The following is a 16,590-nucleotide window of genomic DNA, read 5'->3' as shown; positions in this document are numbered from 1 at the left end:
GAACTGCGCCGCATTCCGGAGGTCCGGACCCTTCATTCGGTCAGCGGTCATTTCGACATGATCGCGATCGTGATCGCGCCGTCGATCGGCGAACTCGACGAGCTGATCGACCGGATCGGCGCGCTCGACGGTGTCGAGCGGACGATGTCGTCGATCATTCTCTCGACCCGCGTCGAGCGCTGAGCCCTCGCMTGCTCCCGGCAATCGCGCGCTCGTATCCCGCCACAATCAGGCGTACACTCACGACCAGGGGAAAACTGCGGTGGGAGAAGAAGATGGCAGGTGACGACCGTCGGCCACGCGTCTGGCATGACGTACACAGCGTGCAGGAGGCCCCGCGCGAAAGGCAGAAGGCCAGCGGGCGAATCGCAGCTGAAGAGGCTGCGGCACGCAAGAAGATCGAGGCCTTGCGGGCGCAGCGGCTGGCGAAGGAAGCAACTGAGCCGCCGCCCGAGCCCAAGCCGGCTGCACGCAGCAAGCCGAAGGCGACAGCGCCCTAGGACTGACTCGAACGGCAGCAGGGCCGTCATCCGGACGCCCGGGAGTTACGAGATTCGGCCCCGGATCCATCGAACGCCGCAGGGCGTTGCGACGGATCCGGGGTCTTTGTTTGTGCCGGAACGGCGCCCCCAATGCAGAGCGCCGATTCGCCGAGGCGTTCAGGCCTGGTCGAGCCAGGCGGTGAGCAGGCCGATATCGGCCTGCGACAGGCCATGGCCCGCCGGTAGGATGCGGTGCTCGACCGTCGCGCCATTGCCCGACAGAGTCGCGGCAAGCCGTGCGGCGTCGGCGGCCGGAATGATCGGGTCCTGCGCTCCCGACAGCATCAGCACGCGTTTGCCGGCGAGATCGGCCTTTGGTGGCTCCCGGAAGGGCGACATCGCCCGCAGCAGCGCCGCCCCGGCCAGCACCTCTGGGCGCAGCAACAGCAGGCTCGCCGCGATATTCGCCCCGTTCGAGAAGCCGACGGCAATCGGCGCGGCAAGATCATAGCGTCGGCGCGCATCCTCGATGAAATCCGCCAGCTCATGGGTGCGGCGGCTCAGATCGGCCTCGTCGAAGACGCCTTCGGCGAGCCTGCGGAAGAAACGGGGCATCGTGCCTTCCAGCACCTGGCCGCGCGGCGAGAGCAAGGCGGCGCCGGGCGCGACCATGCGGMCGAGCGGCAGCAGGTCATGCTCGTTGCCGCCGGTGCCATGGAGCAGCAGCAGGGGCTTGCGGGCGGTATCGCTGCCCGGCTCGAACGCATGGATGAAGGGTGTGGTCGCGACGGCGTCCAGCATGGGTCACTCCTCGATAATGCAGGGGACGGCCCTGCCCCGTCAGCGCGGCGAGGCAGGGCGTCTTGTTTGGTCAGGTGTCGTCAGGCGAGTTCCGGCAGCACGGCCTCGATACGGCTGCGCTGCGCCTCGTATTGCGGCGGCAGCTTCAGCGCCTGGCCGAGGCTCTCGCTCGCCTCGTCGATGCCGAAGCCCGGCGCGTCGGTGGCGATCTCGAACAGGACCCGGCCGGGCTCGCGGAAATAGACAGAGCGGAAATAGTTCCGGTCCCGCTGCTCCGTGGCGCGGATGCCATGGTTCTCCTTTAGGCGGCGCACCATCGCTTCCTGCTCGGCATCACCCGCCGCCCGGAAGGCGATATGGTGCACCGAGCCGGCCCCCTGGCGTGCCGGCAGGAAGCCGCCGGCGGTGCGCAGATCGACAATCCCGCCGCATGCCGCGCCCTCAGTCCGGAAGCGGGTCACGCTGCCTTCCCTCGCGATCTCGGCAAAGCCGAAGATGTCACTGAGGATCGCACCGGTCGGCGCCGCATCCTCKAGCAGCAGGCTGACGGAGTGGAAGCCGCGGATCGCATGCTCGGCCGGAATCGCGCCGCCCGTCCAGGCCGGCTCGGCGGCAATGCCGGGCAGGCCGATCAGGGCAAGCCGCATCCCGTCCGGATCCCGGAAGGGCAGCACGGTGTCGCCGAAGCGCTTCTGCGGCGCCTCATGGGCGACGCCAAGCTCGACGAAGCGATGCGTCCAGTAGCCGATTGCCCCCTCCGGCACGCGGAAGGCGGTTTCCTGGGTCTCGCCGACGCCGAGCCGGCCCGGAGCGGCGTGCTCCCAGGGGAAGAAGGTCAGGATCGTGCCGGGCGAGCCGCCCTCGTCGCCGTAATAGAGATGATAGCTGCTCGGATCGTCGAAATTGACGGTCTTCTTGACCAGGCGCAGCCCCAGCACGCGACCGTAGAAATCAAGATTGCGGCGCGCGGGKCCGGAAATGGCGGTGACGTGGTGGATGCCGTTGATCTGCATGGCCTGTCCTCCGAAAGGGCTTGAGGCGGGGCGCCTCGTTCCGGCCAAAGATCGGAGTGCGGCAGGCAAAGCACCAGCCCGGTATCATTGCACGGAAGCAATGAAAGTCTTGGCATCTAACAATTTGCATTGCGCCGGAGAGAGGGCATTTTCAGTGCCGAGACCAACCCGGTCCCCTGCTTCTGGAGATGCAATCATGATCGACAATCGCCTCGCCCCTTACGGCGCCCTCGGCCTGCGTGTCGCGCTCGGCCTGATGTTCATCGCCCATGCCTATCTCAAGCTCGCCGTGTTCACTCCCGCAGGCTTCGCCGGCTTTCTGGGCCAGGTCGGCTTGCCCGGCTTCCTCGCCTGGCCGATCATCCTGGCCGAGTTCATTGGCGGCGTCGCCATCCTGACCGGCTTCTACGGCCGTCTCGTCTCGCTGGCACTGCTGCCGGTCCTGCTGGGTGCCCTGATGGTGCATGCTCCGAATGGCTGGCTCTTCACCGCGGCCAATGGCGGCTGGGAATATCCCGCCTTCCTGGCGCTGACGGCGCTGGCCCACGGCCTGATCGGCGACGGCGCCCTGGCCCTGCGCCCTGTGCGCTTCAGCCCCCGCGCTGCGGTCGCCACCGCCTGAGCGCAGTCGACTATCGGTGAGCGCGGCCCAAGGGCCCGCGCCACGTCTTCCCGATCGCCGCCGCATGGCTTACAGCATCCGACCGGGCATCCGGCCGGATGCTGTAGCGCATTGTTCTTGCATCGGCTTCTTCCGAAAACCGGTATCCAATTCCCGGGCCGATGCTCTGGCGCCATGACGGCGGCGGACGCATGAAAGGACGAAAAGCGGATGAGCGGCACGAGCAAGACCCTCGCCTGGGACGATTTCCGGCTGATCAAGGCGATCGCCGAAGCCCGCGCCCTGCCGGCCGCCGCCAGCCTGATCGGCCTGAACCATTCCACGGTGTTTCGCCGCCTCGGCCAGATCGAGGACGGGCTCGGCCTGAAACTGTTCGAGCGGCACCGCAGCGGCTATGTGCCGACGCCCGCCGGCGAGGAAATGGTGCAGCTCGCCGGGCGGCTGGACGAGGACATTACCGCCTTCACCCGCAAGCTCGCCGGGCAGGAAATCCAGCCCGCCGGCGAATTGCGCGTCACCACCAACGACACCCTGCTGGTCGACCTGCTGACCCCGGTCTTCGCGGCCTTCCTGCAGCAATGTCCCGAGATCCGCCTCGACATCCTGCTCAGCAACCAGGCGCTCAACCTTTCCAAGCGCGACGCCGATGTCGCGATCAGGGCGACCGATAATCCGCCCGAGACCCTGGTCGGCCGGCGCGGCGCCCGCATCGCCTGGGCGCTCTACGGGCTGGCGAGCCGCTTCCCGCCCGATGCCGATACCAGCATGGAGACGCTCCGGGACCAGAACTGGATTTCGCTCGGCGACCAGTTCGCCTGGCTGAAGGCCGTCCGCTTCCTGCAGGATTACGTGCCGCCGGAGCGCATCGTCTACAAGGTCAACACGGTGCTCGGCCTGGCCGAGGCCGTCGAGGCGGGCATCGGCATCGGCTTCCTGCCCTGCTTCATTGCAGACACCAAGCCGGCCCTCGTCCGCCTGGCGGCGCCCGATCCCGAATTCGCGGCCGATCTCTGGCTCTTGACCCATCCCGATCTCAGGCACTCGCCGCGCGTGCGGCTGTTCCTCGATTTCATGGCGGCCGAGATCGGCCGGATGAAGCCGCTGATCGAAGGCGAGCGGGCCGTCGCGGCGCGCGGCGGCTGAGCCGCGTTCAGGAGCACAGTCGGGTTCCCTTACGGCGCAGCCGGCGCTAGGCTCTCGTCATGGAGATGCTTATCCCCCTCGCGATCGGGCTCAGCCTGATCTGGCTGATCGGCCGCGGCGCGCCCTGGAACGCCAAGCTGATCACATTGGCGATCACGCTCGCCGTGGTCCTGCTGATCGTGCTGCTCGAAAGAAGCGGCAACTGGCCTGACGCCTTCCGCAGATGACACCGGTCAGACGGTGACGCTGGCCAGAACGTGACGCTGGTCAGGAGACCAGCTTAAGCCCGACGATCCCCGCCACGATGAGCGAGATGCAGGCAAGCCGCAGGGCGCCTGCCGGCTCGCCGAGCAGCACGATGCCGAGCGCCGCCGTCCCGATCGTGCCGATGCCCGTCCAGACCGCATAGGCTGTGCCTACCGGCAGCGTCTTCAGCGCCAGACCGAGCAGGCCGAGGCTGACGACCATGCTGGCGAGCGTCAGCAGGGTCGGGACGAGGCGGGTGAAGCCTTGCGTGTATTTGAGGCCGATCGCCCAGCCGACCTCGAACAGGCCTGCGACGAAGAGATAGAGCCAGGCCATGGCAGCGCGCTCCGCATGAGAAGGGGCCAGTCGAAACAAGGCGAGGTCGTCCACGCCCCGGGACGCGGCAGGAGACGCCGCCCTTAGCCCAAACTAGGCCGCGCCTCTGCCGGTTGGGAAGGAGCGCGCCACCGCTGACCTCTGCATGGCTCTCATGGCCAGCTCCTTCGCGGGAGCCCGACCGACATACCCCTACGTTAGTCTTGTGCATAAGGCTCGTGCCGCCCCCAGGAGTTCCGCCTGCGGCATGGCGCCCCGTTCGGGCGCTGACTACGGGCATTGCACCGGCATTGCCGGTGGGGGCAACAAGGGGCCAAGCAAAGATGAATCTGGGGAAATGGGTGGGCTTGATTGCGGTCGCCGCGGCGTTGGGCGGCTGCGCCACCGTCACACGGGGTACGACAAGCCAGGTTACGATCGACARCATTCCGCCGGGCGCAGACGCACGCACCTCGACCGGGCATAGCTGCCCATCGACGCCCTGCACGATCGAGGTCAGCCGCAAGTCGGAGTTCACGGTCAGCTACAGCAAGCGCGGCTTCCACGACGCCCAGATTCCGGTCGCGACCCGGGTCGCCGGGGCCGGGGCCGCCGGTTTCGCTGGAAACGTCATCGTCGGAGGCATCGTCGGAATGGGCGTCGACGCCGCGACGGGCTCGACGCTGGAGCACTATCCCAATCCCGTCGTCGCCACGCTGGTGCCGACCTCGAGGATCGAAAGCCGCACGCGCAGCTCGCGCTTCAGCCGCCGCCTGCGCGCGGCACGGGCCACGCCGGTTTCCTGATCTCTGGGAAGACAGCCAATCGCGATGCGGGCCTCTCAGCCCGCGTCGCCGCCGAGCTCCGGCTGCAGCACGCCGCGCAGGACGCGCTGGCATTCCGTCATTTCGACGAGCGCGGCTCTCAGCAGGACAAGATCCTCGCCGAACTCGGCCCGGTGATCGGGCTCCTCCGGCTGCGCCGGCTCCATATCGAGCTGCCAGGGCAATTCATCGTCGGAGCCTTCCGGTGCGTTCGCCGGCGCGGGCCGACGCGGCGCCGGCACGGGTGCGGCAACCGCGGCGGGAGCCTGCCCGCCGATCGGCCCGCCCCGGCCAATGGCCTGGACATGGCGCGGCCCCTGATCCTTCAGGATCCGCTGCAAGCCCTTGATGGTATAGCCMTCGCCGTAAAGCAGCCGGCGAATGCCCTTCAGGAGGGCGACATCGTCCGGCCGGTAATAGCGCCGGCCGCCACCGCGCTTGAGTGGCTTGATCTGGGTAAAGCGCGTTTCCCAGAAACGCAGGACATGCTGGGGGATGTCGAGGTCGTCTGCGACCTCGCTGATTGTCCGGAAGGCATCTGGGCTCTTGGTGTCCAATTCGGCCTCTACGTTGCCGGTGTGGAACTCCAGACTCACTCCTCGTCGCCCTCGCCCGCCTGCCCGTTGATGCGCGCCTTCATCACATTCGAAGGCTTGAACACCATCACGCGACGCGGCTCGATGGGGACCTCAACGCCCGTTTTCGGATTACGCCCGATTCGCTCGCCTTTGTCTCGCACGACGAACGAGCCAAAGGACGATAATTTCACATTCTCGCCGCGCGCGACCGCATCGCAGATCTCGTCGAGCACCGCTTCGACAAGTTTCGACGACTCTGTCCGCGACAGACCGATCTTCTGATACACAGCCTCGCACAAATCGGCGCGAGTGACCGTTTGCCCCGCCATTCATAGCCTCCAAGGCGTTCATGGGCCGGTGACCTCGTCACCAGCCTTGCGCCATTACGGACGCCGGACGCTATGCGTCCCGGACGGTCCGGTCAATCCTCGAGCGCCGTTTAGTAGCGCCCTCGGTCGAAATGGCAAAAAAAGGGAAGAGAAACTGTCCTAAGTGCCAGCGTTCTCAGCTGAAATGCTCACCAGCGGATCAAGGCCGACCCCCAGGTGAAGCCGCCGCCCATCGCCTCGATCAGGACGAGCTGGCCGGGCTGGATTCGCCCGTCGTGATGGGCCTCCGCCAGAGCCAGCGGAATCGAGGCGGCCGAGGTGTTGCCGTGCCTGTCGACGGTCACCACGACGCGGTCATGCGCGATGCCGAGCTTGTCGGCGGTGGCATCGATGATGCGCCGGTTGGCCTGGTGCGGCACGAACCAGTCGATGTCGTTGCCGCTGAGCCCGGTCGCGGCGAAGGTGTGGCGGACGGTATCGGCGAGGTTCTGCACCGCATGGCGGAAGACCTCCTTGCCCTCCATGCGCAGGAAACCGACCGTCTTGGTCGAGCCTGCGCCGCCATCGACATAGAGCTTGTTCTTGTAGCGCCCGTCGGAGCGGATATGCGTTGTCAGGACACCGCGGTCGGCCAGCGTGCCCTCCCCCTGCTCCGCCTTGAGCACGACGGCACCGGCGCCATCGCCGAACAGGACGCAGGTGGTGCGGTCTTCCCAGTCGAGAATCCGGGAGAAGGTCTCGGCGCCGATCACGAGCGCGGCGCGGGCACTGCCCGTCTTGATGAAATTATCCGCGGTCGCGAGGCCGAAGACGAAGCCGGAGCAGACCGCCTGCAGGTCGAAGGCCGCGCCTTCGGTGATGCCCAGCGCCGCCTGGATCTGGGTCGCGGTTGCCGGAAAGGTATGGTCCGGCGTCGCGGTCGCGACGATGATCAGGTCGATCTCGGAGGCATCCATGCCGGCATCGGCCAGGGCCGCCTGCGCCGCCCTGAGGCCGACGACCGAGGTCGGCTCGTCATCGGCCGCAATATGGCGCTGGCGGATACCGGTGCGCTGGACGATCCACTCGTCGGTCGTGTCGACGCGCTCGGCAAGCTCGGCATTGGTGACGATGCGCTCCGGCAGATAGGAGCCGCATCCGCAAACCACAGATCGCAGAATGGACAAGTCAGAGATCCCTATTCGACGGCAGCGGCCTGAGGCGCCGTCTCCGGCTGCACCGAGGCAGCCACCATCTCGCGCAGCTTGGCCATCAGGTCATCGCGCGCCATCTMATAAGCCAGTTCGGTCGCGCTGGCGAAACCGATCGCGTCCGTCCCGCCATGGCTCTTGATGACGATGCCTTCGAGCCCGAGGAAGACGCCGCCATTGACCTTGCGCGGATCCATCTTGTCCTTCAACGCGGCAAATGCGCCACGTGCGAAGAGATAGCCGATCTTGGCCATCAGCGACCGGCTCATCGCGGCGCGCAGATACTCGCCGATCTGCCGGGCGGTGCCCTCGGCCGTCTTCAGGGCGATGTTGCCGGTGAAGCCCTCGGTCACCACGACGTCGACCGTGCCCTTGCCGAGGTCGTCGCCCTCGACGAAGCCGCGATAGTCGAGATGCGGCAGGTTGCCCTCGCGCAGGATGCGACCGGCCTCCTTGACGGCCTCGACGCCCTTGATCTCCTCGACTCCGACATTGAGCAGGCCGACGGTCGGCCGGTCGAGATCGAAGACGACGCGGGCCATGGCCGCGCCCATCACCGCGAGATCGACGAGATGGCGCGCATCGGCGCCGATCGTCGCGCCGACATCGAGCACCACGCTCTCGCCGCGCACCGTCGGCCAGAGCGCCGCGATCGCCGGGCGGTCGACCTGCGGCATCGACTTCAGGCAGAATTTCGACATCGCCATCAGCGCGCCGGTATTGCCGGCCGAGACCGTGACATCGGCCTCTCCGGTCTTGGTCGCGTCGATGGCACGCCACATCGAGGACTTGTAACGGCCATAGCGCAGGGCCTGGCTCGGCTTGTCGTCCATCTTCACCGACACTTCGGTGTGGTGGAAGGTCGTCACCGCCTTGAGCTTCGGGTGGGCCTCCAGAAGCGGCAGGACCTGGGCCTGATCGCCGAAGATGACGAAGCGCGCGTCGGGCCGCCGCTCGAGGGTCAGCGCCGCGCCTGGCACGACGACGGCAGGGCCATGGTCCCCGCCCATCGCATCGAGCGCGATTGTAACTGGTCGTTTCATTGGGTGCTGATTGTTCCCGAGGGGCTCGGCCGCTGTGGCGCAAAATAGGGCGGCGGCGGACAATAGCGACTTGGCGAGCCGCCGCAAGCCACTGCGCGTGCCGGTAAAGCCGTCATTCGCCGCGTTTCAGTTTGGCCAGGGCCGCAAAGGGCGATGCAAGCGCCGGGTCGTCGACCTGCGCTTCGAAATTCACTCCGGGCTTGCGCGGATAGGGATCGAGCCCGAGCGCCAGGAACTCGAGGGTGATCGCGCCAAGGTCGATCATGCCGTCGATGATCGGCTCCGGCGGGTCCTCCTCGTTGAGCATGACCTCGATGTCGATCTCGCCCTTCTTCTCGTCCTCCTCCTCGCGGCGGGCGGCGGCGAGAACCTCGGCCTCCGGCGCGAAATCGAGTTTCACGGGCAGCTTGATGCTGACCGGGAAGGCCTCGAGCGTGATGATGCAGGTCTGATGCAGCTGCGCCGCGATCTCGCCCTCCAGCTTCACGCGCTCGCCATTGCGGGCGAGTTCATAGCGCGCCTCGAGCGCTTCGATCGAAGGCAGGTCGAGCGCACGGGCGAGCCCGACGAGCGCAGAGCCCTCGGGCCTGACCACGATATGGGTGCCACGCGGCTTGATCGTCTCGACGCGGACGGGCTGGCTCAGCGGCAAGGCACGAGCGGAATCAGACACTGGGGGTACTTTCGTGAACCGGGAATGCAGGAAAGAGAGTCTCCTGCCCCAAAATTGCGTCAAGATCGAGCTGCGACAGACGTTCCAGCGCCTGGCCGACAYAATCGGCCAGGGCTGTCGCCCCCTCGCCCGGGCTGACATTGCGGCGCAAGGCCTCGGCCAGCGCGCCCGGCTCAGGCGCAGCGAGCGCACTCTCATAGGCCTTGATGCGGCCGTAGAAGCTCTGCCCGATCTTCTTCATGCGCTTGGGCACGGCGATGTCGCTGATCCCGCCCTGGCGGAAGCCGAGCTCAAGATAGGCGAAGCAGGCATCGACGAAATCCTGCGCCAGATCGCTGGCCGGCGCCGGAAGTTCGCGCAGGCGCCGCAGAATCAGGAAGGCATGCAGCGTCAGCGATTCGAAGCGCCCTTCGAACGTGTCGGGGATGCCGCCGCCGATATAAAGACCGGGCTGGCGCGACGCGTCAGCCACGCGGGCCAGCAGCGCCTCGACCGGCGCGAGCCTTTTTGCGCGTTTTCCGAACAAGCCGAAGATCACCAGCGCATCTCCGCTCGCCGCCACTGCCTTGCCAAAGCCATTCTCGGGCGTTACGCCAACCTCTACCCGTTTGACAAGCGGCTTCGGATACCTCCTTGCCCACTCTGCTCCTGGATTCTCCCGCATGATCGACATGACCCGCCGCGCGGCCCTCTTCGGCCTTCTCGCGACCTCGTCACTCGCTCTAGCCGGATGCGGAGCAGATCGGGGCGGATTCGTCCTGCCGACATCGGCGGGGCTGAACGAACAATACACCCGCGGCTTCGTCATGGACGAGCGCCTGGTCGCGCAGATCAAGACCGGCATGGACGTGCAGCAGGTGCTGACCATACTGGGCACGCCCTCGACGACCTCGACCGTCGGGAACCGGACCTTCTACTATATCAGCCAGACGGTGCGCCGGCGCTTCCAGTTCCAGGAACCCAGCGTCATCGACCAGAAGGTGCTGGTGATCTATTTCAACAAGTCCTTCAAGGTCGAGCGCATCGCCCAGTACGGCCTCCAGGACGGCGTGATCTTCGACTTCATCAGCCGCACCACCGTCACCGGCGGCGAGGAGCAGAGCTTCCTGCGCAACCTCTTCCGCGGCGTCACCAAGTTCTCGCCGCTCGGCGGCCTGGGCGGGGCCAGCAACTGAGCCGACCCGACCGGAATGACCGAACACGAGAAACCCCTGCGGCCCACGCCGCAGGGGTTTTTCTTTGGGTTGCGGCATTCGCCAGAGCATCGGACCGAAAGGTGGAATCCGGTTTTCGGAAAAATCCGATGCTTGACCAAAGAGCTCGATCGCCGCTCCTGCGTCCGAATGGACGCACGGCGATCTGGGCCGGCTGCGCCAGCTTGCGCTCGGGCAGCGTCATCGCGATCACGCCCAGGATGACCAGGGTGAGCCCCACCCAGGCCGTCGGGCTCAGGCGCTCGCCGAGGAAGACGATGCCGATCGCGACGCCGACCGGCACGCGCAGATAGGACACCGCCGTGGTGCCGACGGGACCAAGCGTCCGGATCAGCCGGAAATAGATGGCGAAGGCGAGCGCGGTCGAGACCGCCGCCAGCGCCAGGAGCGCGATCAGCGAATCCTGCGAAGGGCTCAGCGTCCAGGGCCGGTCGACGACCAGCGCGACCGGCGTGAGCAGGGCTGCCCCGCAGATCAGCGAACCGGCGGCGGGGATGAGCGGATCGAAGCCGGTGAAGTTGCGGCCGAACAGGGCAGCGCAGGCATAGCAGACCGTGGCAAGTACGATGGCGATCTGCGCGGCCAGTTCGCTGCCGAACCCGCCCAGCGTCTGCATGCCGACCACCAGGGTGATGCCAGCAAGCCCGGCTGCGACGCCGAAGGCCTTGCGCAGGTCGACCTCCCGGCTCCGCGTCAGCGCCAGCGTGATCAGGAAGACGAAGACCGGGGTCGTCGCATTCAGGATCGCGGCAAGGCCGGCATCGACGCTGCGCTCGGCCCAGGCGATCAGGGTGAAGGGAACGGCGCTGTTCAGGCAGGCCTGGAACAGGAACTTGCGCCAGCTGTCGAGGTCGCGCGGCAGCCTCAGGCCGCAGCAGCGGATGACCGCCAACAGGATCACGCCTGCGATCAGGGTACGCCCGGCAATCAGGGTCAGCGGCGGAATCGTCTCCACGCCGATCTTGATGAAGGTGTAGGAGCCGCCCCAGAGGGTGGCGAGCAGGACCAGCAGGGCAAGCTCGACGGCGTGCCCGGACTCGACCTCCCCGGACTTGACCTCGGCGGGTGCAGCAGCGGCCTGGATCGTCATGATGGCTCTCCTTCTGTTGGAGAGACCATGCCATCGCGGGCCGCCCGGAGCTTGCAGGAACGCTACGGTCCCGGCCGTAGCTTCAGATCCTGATTCAAGTGGTCGCCATCCTGATTCAAGACGGGCCGCCAAGCCGTTGCAACATCAAGGGAAAGCCCTTGAGCKATCAAAGAAGAACCCCGCGGATTGCTCCGCGGGGCAGTGTCTCCGTGCCGTGCCGACCGGCTCAGGAATGCGCCAGGATCGCCAGCAGCAGCAGCGCGATGATGTTGGTGATCTTGATCGCGGGGTTCACCGCCGGGCCGGCGGTATCCTTGTAGGGGTCGCCGACGGTGTCGCCGGTCACCGAGGCCTTGTGCGCCTCGGAGCCCTTCATGTGGCGCACGCCGTCCTTGTCGACGAAGCCGTCCTCGAAGCTCTTCTTGGCGTTGTCCCAGGCGCCGCCGCCCGAGGTCATCGAGATGGCGACGAAGATGCCGGTGACGATGACGCCCATCAGCATGGCACCGACCGAGGCGAAGGCCTGGTTGCGGCCGGCAATGGCGTTGATGGCGAAGAAGGTGACGATCGGCGCAAGGACCGGCAGCAGCGAGGGCACGATCATCTCCTTGATCGCGGCCTTGGTCAGCATGTCGACGGCGCGGCCGTAATCCGGCCTGTCCGTACCCAGCATGATGCCGGGCTTCTCCTTGAACTGGCGACGCACCTCCTCGACGACGGAGCCGGCGGCGCGGCCGACCGCGGTCATGCCCATGCCGCCGAAGAGGAAGGGGATGAGGCCGCCGAGCAGCAGGCCGACGACGACGAAGGGGTTGGACAGGCTGAAATCGACCGTGACGCCCTTGAAGTACTGGAAGCTGGTCGAGCCCGCCTTGTTGGCCTYGGCGATGAAGAAGTTCAGGTCCGAGGTGTAGGCTGCAAACAGCACCAGGGCGCCGAGACCGGCGGAGCCGATCGCATAGCCCTTGGTGACGGCCTTGGTGGTGTTGCCGACCGCATCGAGCGCATCGGTGGAGTGGCGCACCTCCTTGGGCAGGCCCGCCATCTCGGCGATGCCGCCGGCATTGTCGGTGACCGGGCCGAAGGCATCGAGCGCGACGACGACGCCGGCCAGCGCCAGCATGGCCGTGGTGGCGATTGCGATGCCGAACAGGCCGGCCAGCGTGTAGGAGACGATGATGCCGGCGATGATCACGATGGTCGGCGCCGCGGTCGATTCCAGCGAGACCGCGAGGCCCTGGATGACGTTGGTGCCATGGCCGGTGACCGACGCCTGGGCGATCGAGACCACCGGGCGCTTGCCGGTGCCGGTGTAGTATTCGGTGATGACGACGATGAAGAGCGTCACCGCGAGGCCGACCAGCGCGCAGCCGAACAGGTTGGCGGAGGTGAAGCTGACGCCCTGCCCCGTCGTGAACGCGGTGGAGAAGCTGCCGAACATCAGCCAGTTGACGATGGCGATCGCGCCGACCGACAACACGCCGGCGGCGATGAAGCCCTTGTAGAGCGCGCCCATGATCGACTGGTTGGCGCCGAGCTTGACGAAGAAGGTGCCGATGATCGAGGTTACGATGCAGGCCGCCCCGATCGCCATCGGATAGAGCATCATCGTGCCGAGCACCGGCTGGCCGGCGAAGAAGATCGCCGAGAGCACCATGGTGGCAACCAGCGTCACGGCATAGGTCTCGAACAGGTCGGCGGCCATGCCGGCGCAGTCGCCGACATTGTCACCGACATTGTCGGCGATGGTCGCGGGGTTGCGCGGATCATCCTCGGGAATGCCGGCTTCGACCTTGCCGACGAGATCGGCGCCAACATCCGCGCCCTTGGTGAAGATACCGCCGCCGAGGCGGGCGAAAATCGAGATCAGCGAGGCACCGAAGCCCAGCGCCACGAGCGAGTCGATGACGGTGCGGCTCGATGGGGAGAAGCCGAGGAACGAGGTCAGGACGCCGTAATAGACGGCGACGCCGAGCAGGGCGAGGCCGGCGACCAGCATGCCGGTGACCGCGCCCGCCTTGAAGGCGACATCGAGCCCGTCACCGAGCGACTTCATCGCCGCCTGCGCGGTGCGGACATTGGCACGGACCGAGACGTTCATGCCGATGAAGCCGGCCGCGCCGGAGAGGACGGCGCCGATCAGGAAGCCGATGCCGACCCATTGGCCGAGCAGATAGGTCAGGACCACGAAAAGCACCGCGCCGACCATGGCAATCGTAACGTATTGACGCTTCAGATAGGCCTGCGCGCCCTCGGCAACCGCGCCGGAGATTTCCTGCATGCGCTGGTTGCCGGCGTCGCGCTTCATGACATCGCCATAGGCCCAGATGCCGTAGGCTATCGATAGCGCACTCAAAACTATGATGATGAGCAAGGCTGACATTCGGGATTCCTGACCTCGAGCTTCCGTCCAACGGGGCTTCAGACCCCGAATTCATTCGGTTTCTTGGGTCCGGAGACGAAGAATACGGGTCGAGGGAATCGCGCCCGCGTCGCGCATCGCCAGTACCGGCCAACTTTCTGCCAAGCTTTCGACAGAATCGCAAACGCGGAGGCTGACAATTTTACGCAGATGTCAGGGCGAGCCGGCCCGCTTCGAGGCGCGGCCGGCCGTTCGGGAGGTCTATGCGGGCGTCAGAGCGCCACATCCCGGTTGACGTTCTTGTAAAGCAGATAGGCCGCATCGGCAAAGCCGGTCGGGTAGAATTGCTGCGGGCAGTAGCCGCCCATCCAGATGAAATCGCCGGCCCAGATCTCGTGCCATTCGGTGCCGAGGAAATAGAGCCCCTGCCCTTCCAGCATATAGAGCCCGTGCTCCATGACATGGGTCTCGACATCGGGGAAATGCGCGCCGGGCTTGAACCACATCAGGTTCATCTCKAAATCGAAGCGCATGTCGCCCCAGGGCAGCAGGAACTGGAAGCCGCGCCCTTCCGCCCCGGTATGGTTGGTGACCGGGATCTCGTCGCGATGCGACAGGATCGGCTCGGGCGCTGGCAGGCCGATCGCCTCGAAGCGCTTGCGCAGCCCGAGCACGCGCAAGGGCTCGAAACCGGTATTGCTCAGCGTGAAGGCGGTGCCAGGCGGGACATAGGCGAAGTGGCCCGGCCGCAGGTCAAGCGCCGGAGCATCCGCCATGACGAACCGGCCCTGGCCGGAGAGCACATAATAGAAATGCTGGATGCCCTCCTCGCGAAAGGCCTCGGGCGTGCCGCCGCCGGGTGCGATCTCGAGCAGGTACTGCGCGAACTGGGCGCCCAGCACCGGCGCAGCCAGGATCCGCACGATCGTCCCGCTGAAATGCGGCAGCCGGCTGATCAGCACGCCTTCGGGCGGCATGAACGCATAGTTCGGCCGCACCACACCGCGATTATGGCCAATGGCGCCGGGCGGAAACCGGCCTGTCGTGACGGGCAACTGGTGCGGGCGCATCGTATCTCCTGCCGGGTCCTGGGGGATGAAGCTTGTTCTGCGGAGCCTTGCGACYGGCCACGCGCCGGGCCGGCCCTCAGGCCAGCTGGACGCGCTTCTGCGTGGCCTGCCAGGCGACCAGCGCCAGCGCGACGGCCACCGGCGGGAAGACCAGCCAGTTGACGCTCTGCCAGCCGCCGGTGTTCAGCAGCCCGCCAGCCGAGAAGGAGGCGATCGCKACCGAGCCGAAGACGAGGAAGTCGTTGGCGGCCTGGACCTTGACGCGCTCCTCCGGGCGATAGCAGTCGGTGACCAGCGCCGTCGCACCGATGAAGCCGAAATTCCAGCCGATGCCGAGCAGGACCAGCGCGATCCAGAAATGCGCGACGCTGAGCCCGTTCAGGCCGACGACGGCGGCGCAGGCCAGCAGCAACAGGCCGGCCGCCGTGACCTTCTCCTTGCCGAAGCGGGCGATCAGCCGGCCGGTGAAGAAGCTCGGCCCGAACATCGAGAGCACGTGCCACTGAATGCCGAGCGCAGCATCGCCGATGCTGTGGCCGCAGCCGACCATGGCCAGCGGCGCAGCCGTCATCACGAAGCTCATCAGGCCATAGGAGACCAGTGCAGCCGTGACCGAGGCGATGAATTTGGGCTGGCGCATGATCTCGGAAAGCGGCCGGCCGCCGCTCGAACGCACGGCCGCAACCGGCGGGGCGCGCAGCATCATGACGACGCCGATCGCCAGCAGCGCGAGCAGCCCCTGCGCCATGAAGCTGGCGGCGAAGGGCGCGTCCGGCGTCAGGTCGCGGGTCCAGTAGACCGATTGCGGGCCGATGACGCCCGCGGCAAGCCCGCCGATCATGACCCAGGAGATGGCGCGCGGCTTGAAGCTCTCGCTCGCAGTGTCAGCCGCCGCGAAGCGGTAGCTCTGCACGAAGGCGCCATAGAGGCCGCACATGAAGGTGCCGAGGCAGAACAGCCAGAAGATCCGGCTCCCCGTGCCGGCGGCGGCGATGCTGGAGGCGATGACGCCGGTCAGCGCCCCGATGAGATAGCCGTTGCGGCGGCCGAGCCGGCGCATCAGCATCGCGGCGGGGATGACGCCGCAAGCGATGCCGAGCTGCATCAGGCTGACCGGTACGGTCGCGAAGGTCTTGTCGGTGACGAGCTGCGAGCCGACGATGCCGCCGAGCGAGACCACGATCGCCGGGTTCGCGCCGCCGAACGCCTGGGCGCAGGMGAGGACGAGGGCATTGCGCTTCGCCAGGGCATCGCCCTCGGCCACGGAAACATGCTGGTTCATCGCTGGGGCCGTCGTTCACATACCGGGCGGCCTGAGCGAGCGGCCCTCAGAAATGGGCGAAGGAGCCTTGCGCGAAGCTGCGCGCCCTGCCCCGTTCGAGATAACGCACCACGCCCAGCTCGGACGTGACCCGGCCGATGCAGGCGAGTCCAAGACCCGTCGCCTCGGCCGCAGCAGCCATAGCAGGAAATTCCCTTTCTGAGGCCGTGCAGAGAATTTCGTAGTCGTCTCCGCCGGTCCAGGCCAGTTCCGCCAGAGCGGGGTCAGCCATGATCGCGGCGCGGGCCGGGGCCGAGAGCGGAACGGTATCGAG

19 protein-coding genes and 2 pseudogenes are annotated in these 16,590 nt (G+C 66.8%); 7 read left to right on the top strand and 14 right to left on the bottom strand.

The window, feature by feature from the left end:
* Together AC1DJT_RS21770 and AC1DJT_RS21765 are read left to right on the top strand one after the other, a co-directional pair.
* Positions 1 to 183 (top strand): Lrp/AsnC ligand binding domain-containing protein (locus AC1DJT_RS21770; protein ID WP_476834850.1); only part of this gene is annotated, 183 nt, incomplete at its 5' end.
* 92 nt (positions 184 to 275) lie between these two features.
* Positions 276 to 500 (top strand): hypothetical protein, encoded by a 225-nt coding sequence (locus AC1DJT_RS21765; protein WP_441488675.1) that lies wholly within the window; start codon positions 276 to 278, stop codon positions 498 to 500.
* A 159-nt stretch (positions 501 to 659) separates the two neighbouring features.
* Here the strand turns inward: AC1DJT_RS21765 and AC1DJT_RS21760 are convergent, their stop codons facing one another.
* Both AC1DJT_RS21760 and AC1DJT_RS21755 read right to left on the bottom strand, forming a co-directional pair.
* Entirely contained in the window at positions 660 to 1,283 is a 624-nt protein-coding gene (locus tag AC1DJT_RS21760; protein WP_476834849.1) for an alpha/beta hydrolase, read from the bottom strand.
* Between the two features lie 80 nt (positions 1,284 to 1,363).
* Entirely contained in the window at positions 1,364 to 2,296 is a 933-nt protein-coding gene (locus AC1DJT_RS21755) for a ring-cleaving dioxygenase (RefSeq protein ID WP_441504738.1), read from the bottom strand.
* A 196-nt stretch (positions 2,297 to 2,492) separates the two neighbouring features.
* On the opposite strand from AC1DJT_RS21755, the gene AC1DJT_RS21750 reads away from it, so the two are divergent.
* The 3 genes from AC1DJT_RS21750 to AC1DJT_RS21740 all read left to right on the top strand — a co-directional run bounded on the left by AC1DJT_RS21750 (position 2,493) and on the right by AC1DJT_RS21740 (position 4,288).
* Complete coding sequence (locus AC1DJT_RS21750) at positions 2,493 to 2,918, top strand: DoxX family protein (protein ID WP_113518213.1); 426 nt, start codon at positions 2,493 to 2,495, stop codon at positions 2,916 to 2,918.
* 210 nt (positions 2,919 to 3,128) lie between these two features.
* Entirely contained in the window at positions 3,129 to 4,061 is a 933-nt protein-coding gene (locus AC1DJT_RS21745) for a LysR family transcriptional regulator (protein WP_441488678.1), read from the top strand.
* A gap of 59 nt (positions 4,062 to 4,120) precedes the next feature.
* The gene (locus tag AC1DJT_RS21740; protein WP_176733240.1) at positions 4,121 to 4,288 is read left to right on the top strand and encodes a hypothetical protein; all 168 of its coding nucleotides are present in this window, start codon (positions 4,121 to 4,123) and stop codon (positions 4,286 to 4,288) included.
* 40 nt (positions 4,289 to 4,328) lie between these two features.
* On the opposite strand, the gene sugE is transcribed toward AC1DJT_RS21740, so the two are convergent.
* Positions 4,329 to 4,643 (bottom strand): quaternary ammonium compound efflux SMR transporter SugE, encoded by a 315-nt coding sequence (gene sugE / locus AC1DJT_RS21735; protein WP_069876975.1) that lies wholly within the window; start codon positions 4,641 to 4,643, stop codon positions 4,329 to 4,331.
* Positions 4,644 to 4,966: 323 nt separating this feature from the next.
* On the opposite strand from sugE, the gene AC1DJT_RS21730 reads away from it, so the two are divergent.
* Positions 4,967 to 5,428 (top strand): translation initiation factor 2, encoded by a 462-nt coding sequence (locus AC1DJT_RS21730; RefSeq protein ID WP_476834848.1) that lies wholly within the window; start codon positions 4,967 to 4,969, stop codon positions 5,426 to 5,428.
* Positions 5,429 to 5,463: 35 nt separating this feature from the next.
* On the opposite strand, the gene AC1DJT_RS21725 is transcribed toward AC1DJT_RS21730, so the two are convergent.
* From AC1DJT_RS21725 to AC1DJT_RS21700, 6 genes are all read right to left on the bottom strand, one after another.
* On the bottom strand, positions 5,464 to 6,042 hold the full coding sequence (locus tag AC1DJT_RS21725; RefSeq protein ID WP_476834847.1) for a MerR family transcriptional regulator: 579 nt from the start codon (positions 6,040 to 6,042) through the stop codon (positions 5,464 to 5,466).
* On the bottom strand, positions 6,039 to 6,353 hold the full coding sequence (locus AC1DJT_RS21720; RefSeq protein ID WP_069876977.1) for an integration host factor subunit alpha: 315 nt from the start codon (positions 6,351 to 6,353) through the stop codon (positions 6,039 to 6,041). Before AC1DJT_RS21720 ends, AC1DJT_RS21725 begins: the two co-directional genes overlap by 4 nt.
* Positions 6,354 to 6,541: 188 nt before the next feature.
* On the bottom strand, positions 6,542 to 7,519 hold the full coding sequence (locus AC1DJT_RS21715) for a beta-ketoacyl-ACP synthase III (RefSeq protein WP_441504740.1): 978 nt from the start codon (positions 7,517 to 7,519) through the stop codon (positions 6,542 to 6,544).
* An 11-nt stretch (positions 7,520 to 7,530) separates the two neighbouring features.
* Positions 7,531 to 8,586, bottom strand: coding sequence for a phosphate acyltransferase PlsX (gene plsX, locus AC1DJT_RS21710; RefSeq protein ID WP_476834846.1), 1,056 nt, complete (start codon positions 8,584 to 8,586; stop codon positions 7,531 to 7,533).
* Positions 8,587 to 8,698: 112 nt separating this feature from the next.
* Positions 8,699 to 9,259, bottom strand: coding sequence for a YceD family protein (locus AC1DJT_RS21705; RefSeq protein WP_441504741.1), 561 nt, complete (start codon positions 9,257 to 9,259; stop codon positions 8,699 to 8,701).
* Positions 9,252 to 9,797 carry a ubiquinol-cytochrome C chaperone family protein gene (locus tag AC1DJT_RS21700; protein WP_476834845.1) on the bottom strand — a complete coding sequence of 182 codons (546 nt, stop codon included), beginning with the start codon at positions 9,795 to 9,797 and terminating at the stop codon, positions 9,252 to 9,254. Before AC1DJT_RS21700 ends, AC1DJT_RS21705 begins: the two co-directional genes overlap by 8 nt.
* Positions 9,798 to 9,921: 124 nt before the next feature.
* Here AC1DJT_RS21700 and AC1DJT_RS21695 point away from each other — a divergent pair, with 124 nt between their 5' ends.
* Positions 9,922 to 10,434: an outer membrane protein assembly factor BamE gene (locus AC1DJT_RS21695; RefSeq protein WP_441488685.1), complete on the top strand. Its 513-nt coding sequence runs from the start codon at positions 9,922 to 9,924 to the stop codon at positions 10,432 to 10,434.
* Positions 10,435 to 10,627: 193 nt separating this feature from the next.
* Here AC1DJT_RS21695 and AC1DJT_RS21690 read toward each other — a convergent pair.
* The 5 genes and pseudogenes from AC1DJT_RS21690 to AC1DJT_RS21670 form a co-directional block, all read right to left on the bottom strand.
* Positions 10,628 to 11,563 (bottom strand): annotated as a pseudogene (locus AC1DJT_RS21690) (DMT family transporter); the annotation flags it as partial.
* Positions 11,564 to 11,789: 226 nt separating this feature from the next.
* On the bottom strand, positions 11,790 to 13,946 hold the full coding sequence (locus AC1DJT_RS21685; RefSeq protein ID WP_476834844.1) for a sodium-translocating pyrophosphatase: 2,157 nt from the start codon (positions 13,944 to 13,946) through the stop codon (positions 11,790 to 11,792).
* Positions 13,947 to 14,197: 251 nt separating this feature from the next.
* The gene (allE, locus tag AC1DJT_RS21680) at positions 14,198 to 14,995 is read right to left on the bottom strand and encodes a (S)-ureidoglycine aminohydrolase (protein WP_476834843.1); all 798 of its coding nucleotides are present in this window, start codon (positions 14,993 to 14,995) and stop codon (positions 14,198 to 14,200) included.
* A 76-nt stretch (positions 14,996 to 15,071) separates the two neighbouring features.
* On the bottom strand, positions 15,072 to 16,277 hold the full coding sequence (locus AC1DJT_RS21675) for an MFS transporter (RefSeq protein WP_476834842.1): 1,206 nt from the start codon (positions 16,275 to 16,277) through the stop codon (positions 15,072 to 15,074).
* Positions 16,278 to 16,323: 46 nt separating this feature from the next.
* Positions 16,324 to 16,590: pseudogene (locus AC1DJT_RS21670) on the bottom strand (thiamine-phosphate kinase); the annotation flags it as partial.

It is taken from the genome of Allobosea sp. 05T422_2 (assembly GCF_056396265.1).
This window is presented reverse-complemented; position numbering and strand designations above follow the sequence as displayed.

What these genes read in the sequence shown, in the direction of transcription:
- AC1DJT_RS21765 (WP_441488675.1), top strand. Translation starts at nt 276, where the DNA reads ATGGCAGGTGACGACCGTCGGCCACGCGTCTGGCATGACGTACACAGC.
- AC1DJT_RS21750 (WP_113518213.1), top strand. Translation starts at nt 2,493, where the DNA reads ATGATCGACAATCGCCTCGCCCCTTACGGCGCCCTCGGCCTGCGTGTC.
- AC1DJT_RS21745 (WP_441488678.1), top strand. Translation starts at nt 3,129, where the DNA reads ATGAGCGGCACGAGCAAGACCCTCGCCTGGGACGATTTCCGGCTGATC.
- AC1DJT_RS21740 (WP_176733240.1), top strand. Translation starts at nt 4,121, where the DNA reads ATGGAGATGCTTATCCCCCTCGCGATCGGGCTCAGCCTGATCTGGCTG.
- sugE (WP_069876975.1), bottom strand. Translation starts at nt 4,643, where the DNA reads ATGGCCTGGCTCTATCTCTTCGTCGCAGGCCTGTTCGAGGTCGGCTGG.
- AC1DJT_RS21720 (WP_069876977.1), bottom strand. Translation starts at nt 6,353, where the DNA reads ATGGCGGGGCAAACGGTCACTCGCGCCGATTTGTGCGAGGCTGTGTAT.
- AC1DJT_RS21695 (WP_441488685.1), top strand. Translation starts at nt 9,922, where the DNA reads ATGATCGACATGACCCGCCGCGCGGCCCTCTTCGGCCTTCTCGCGACC.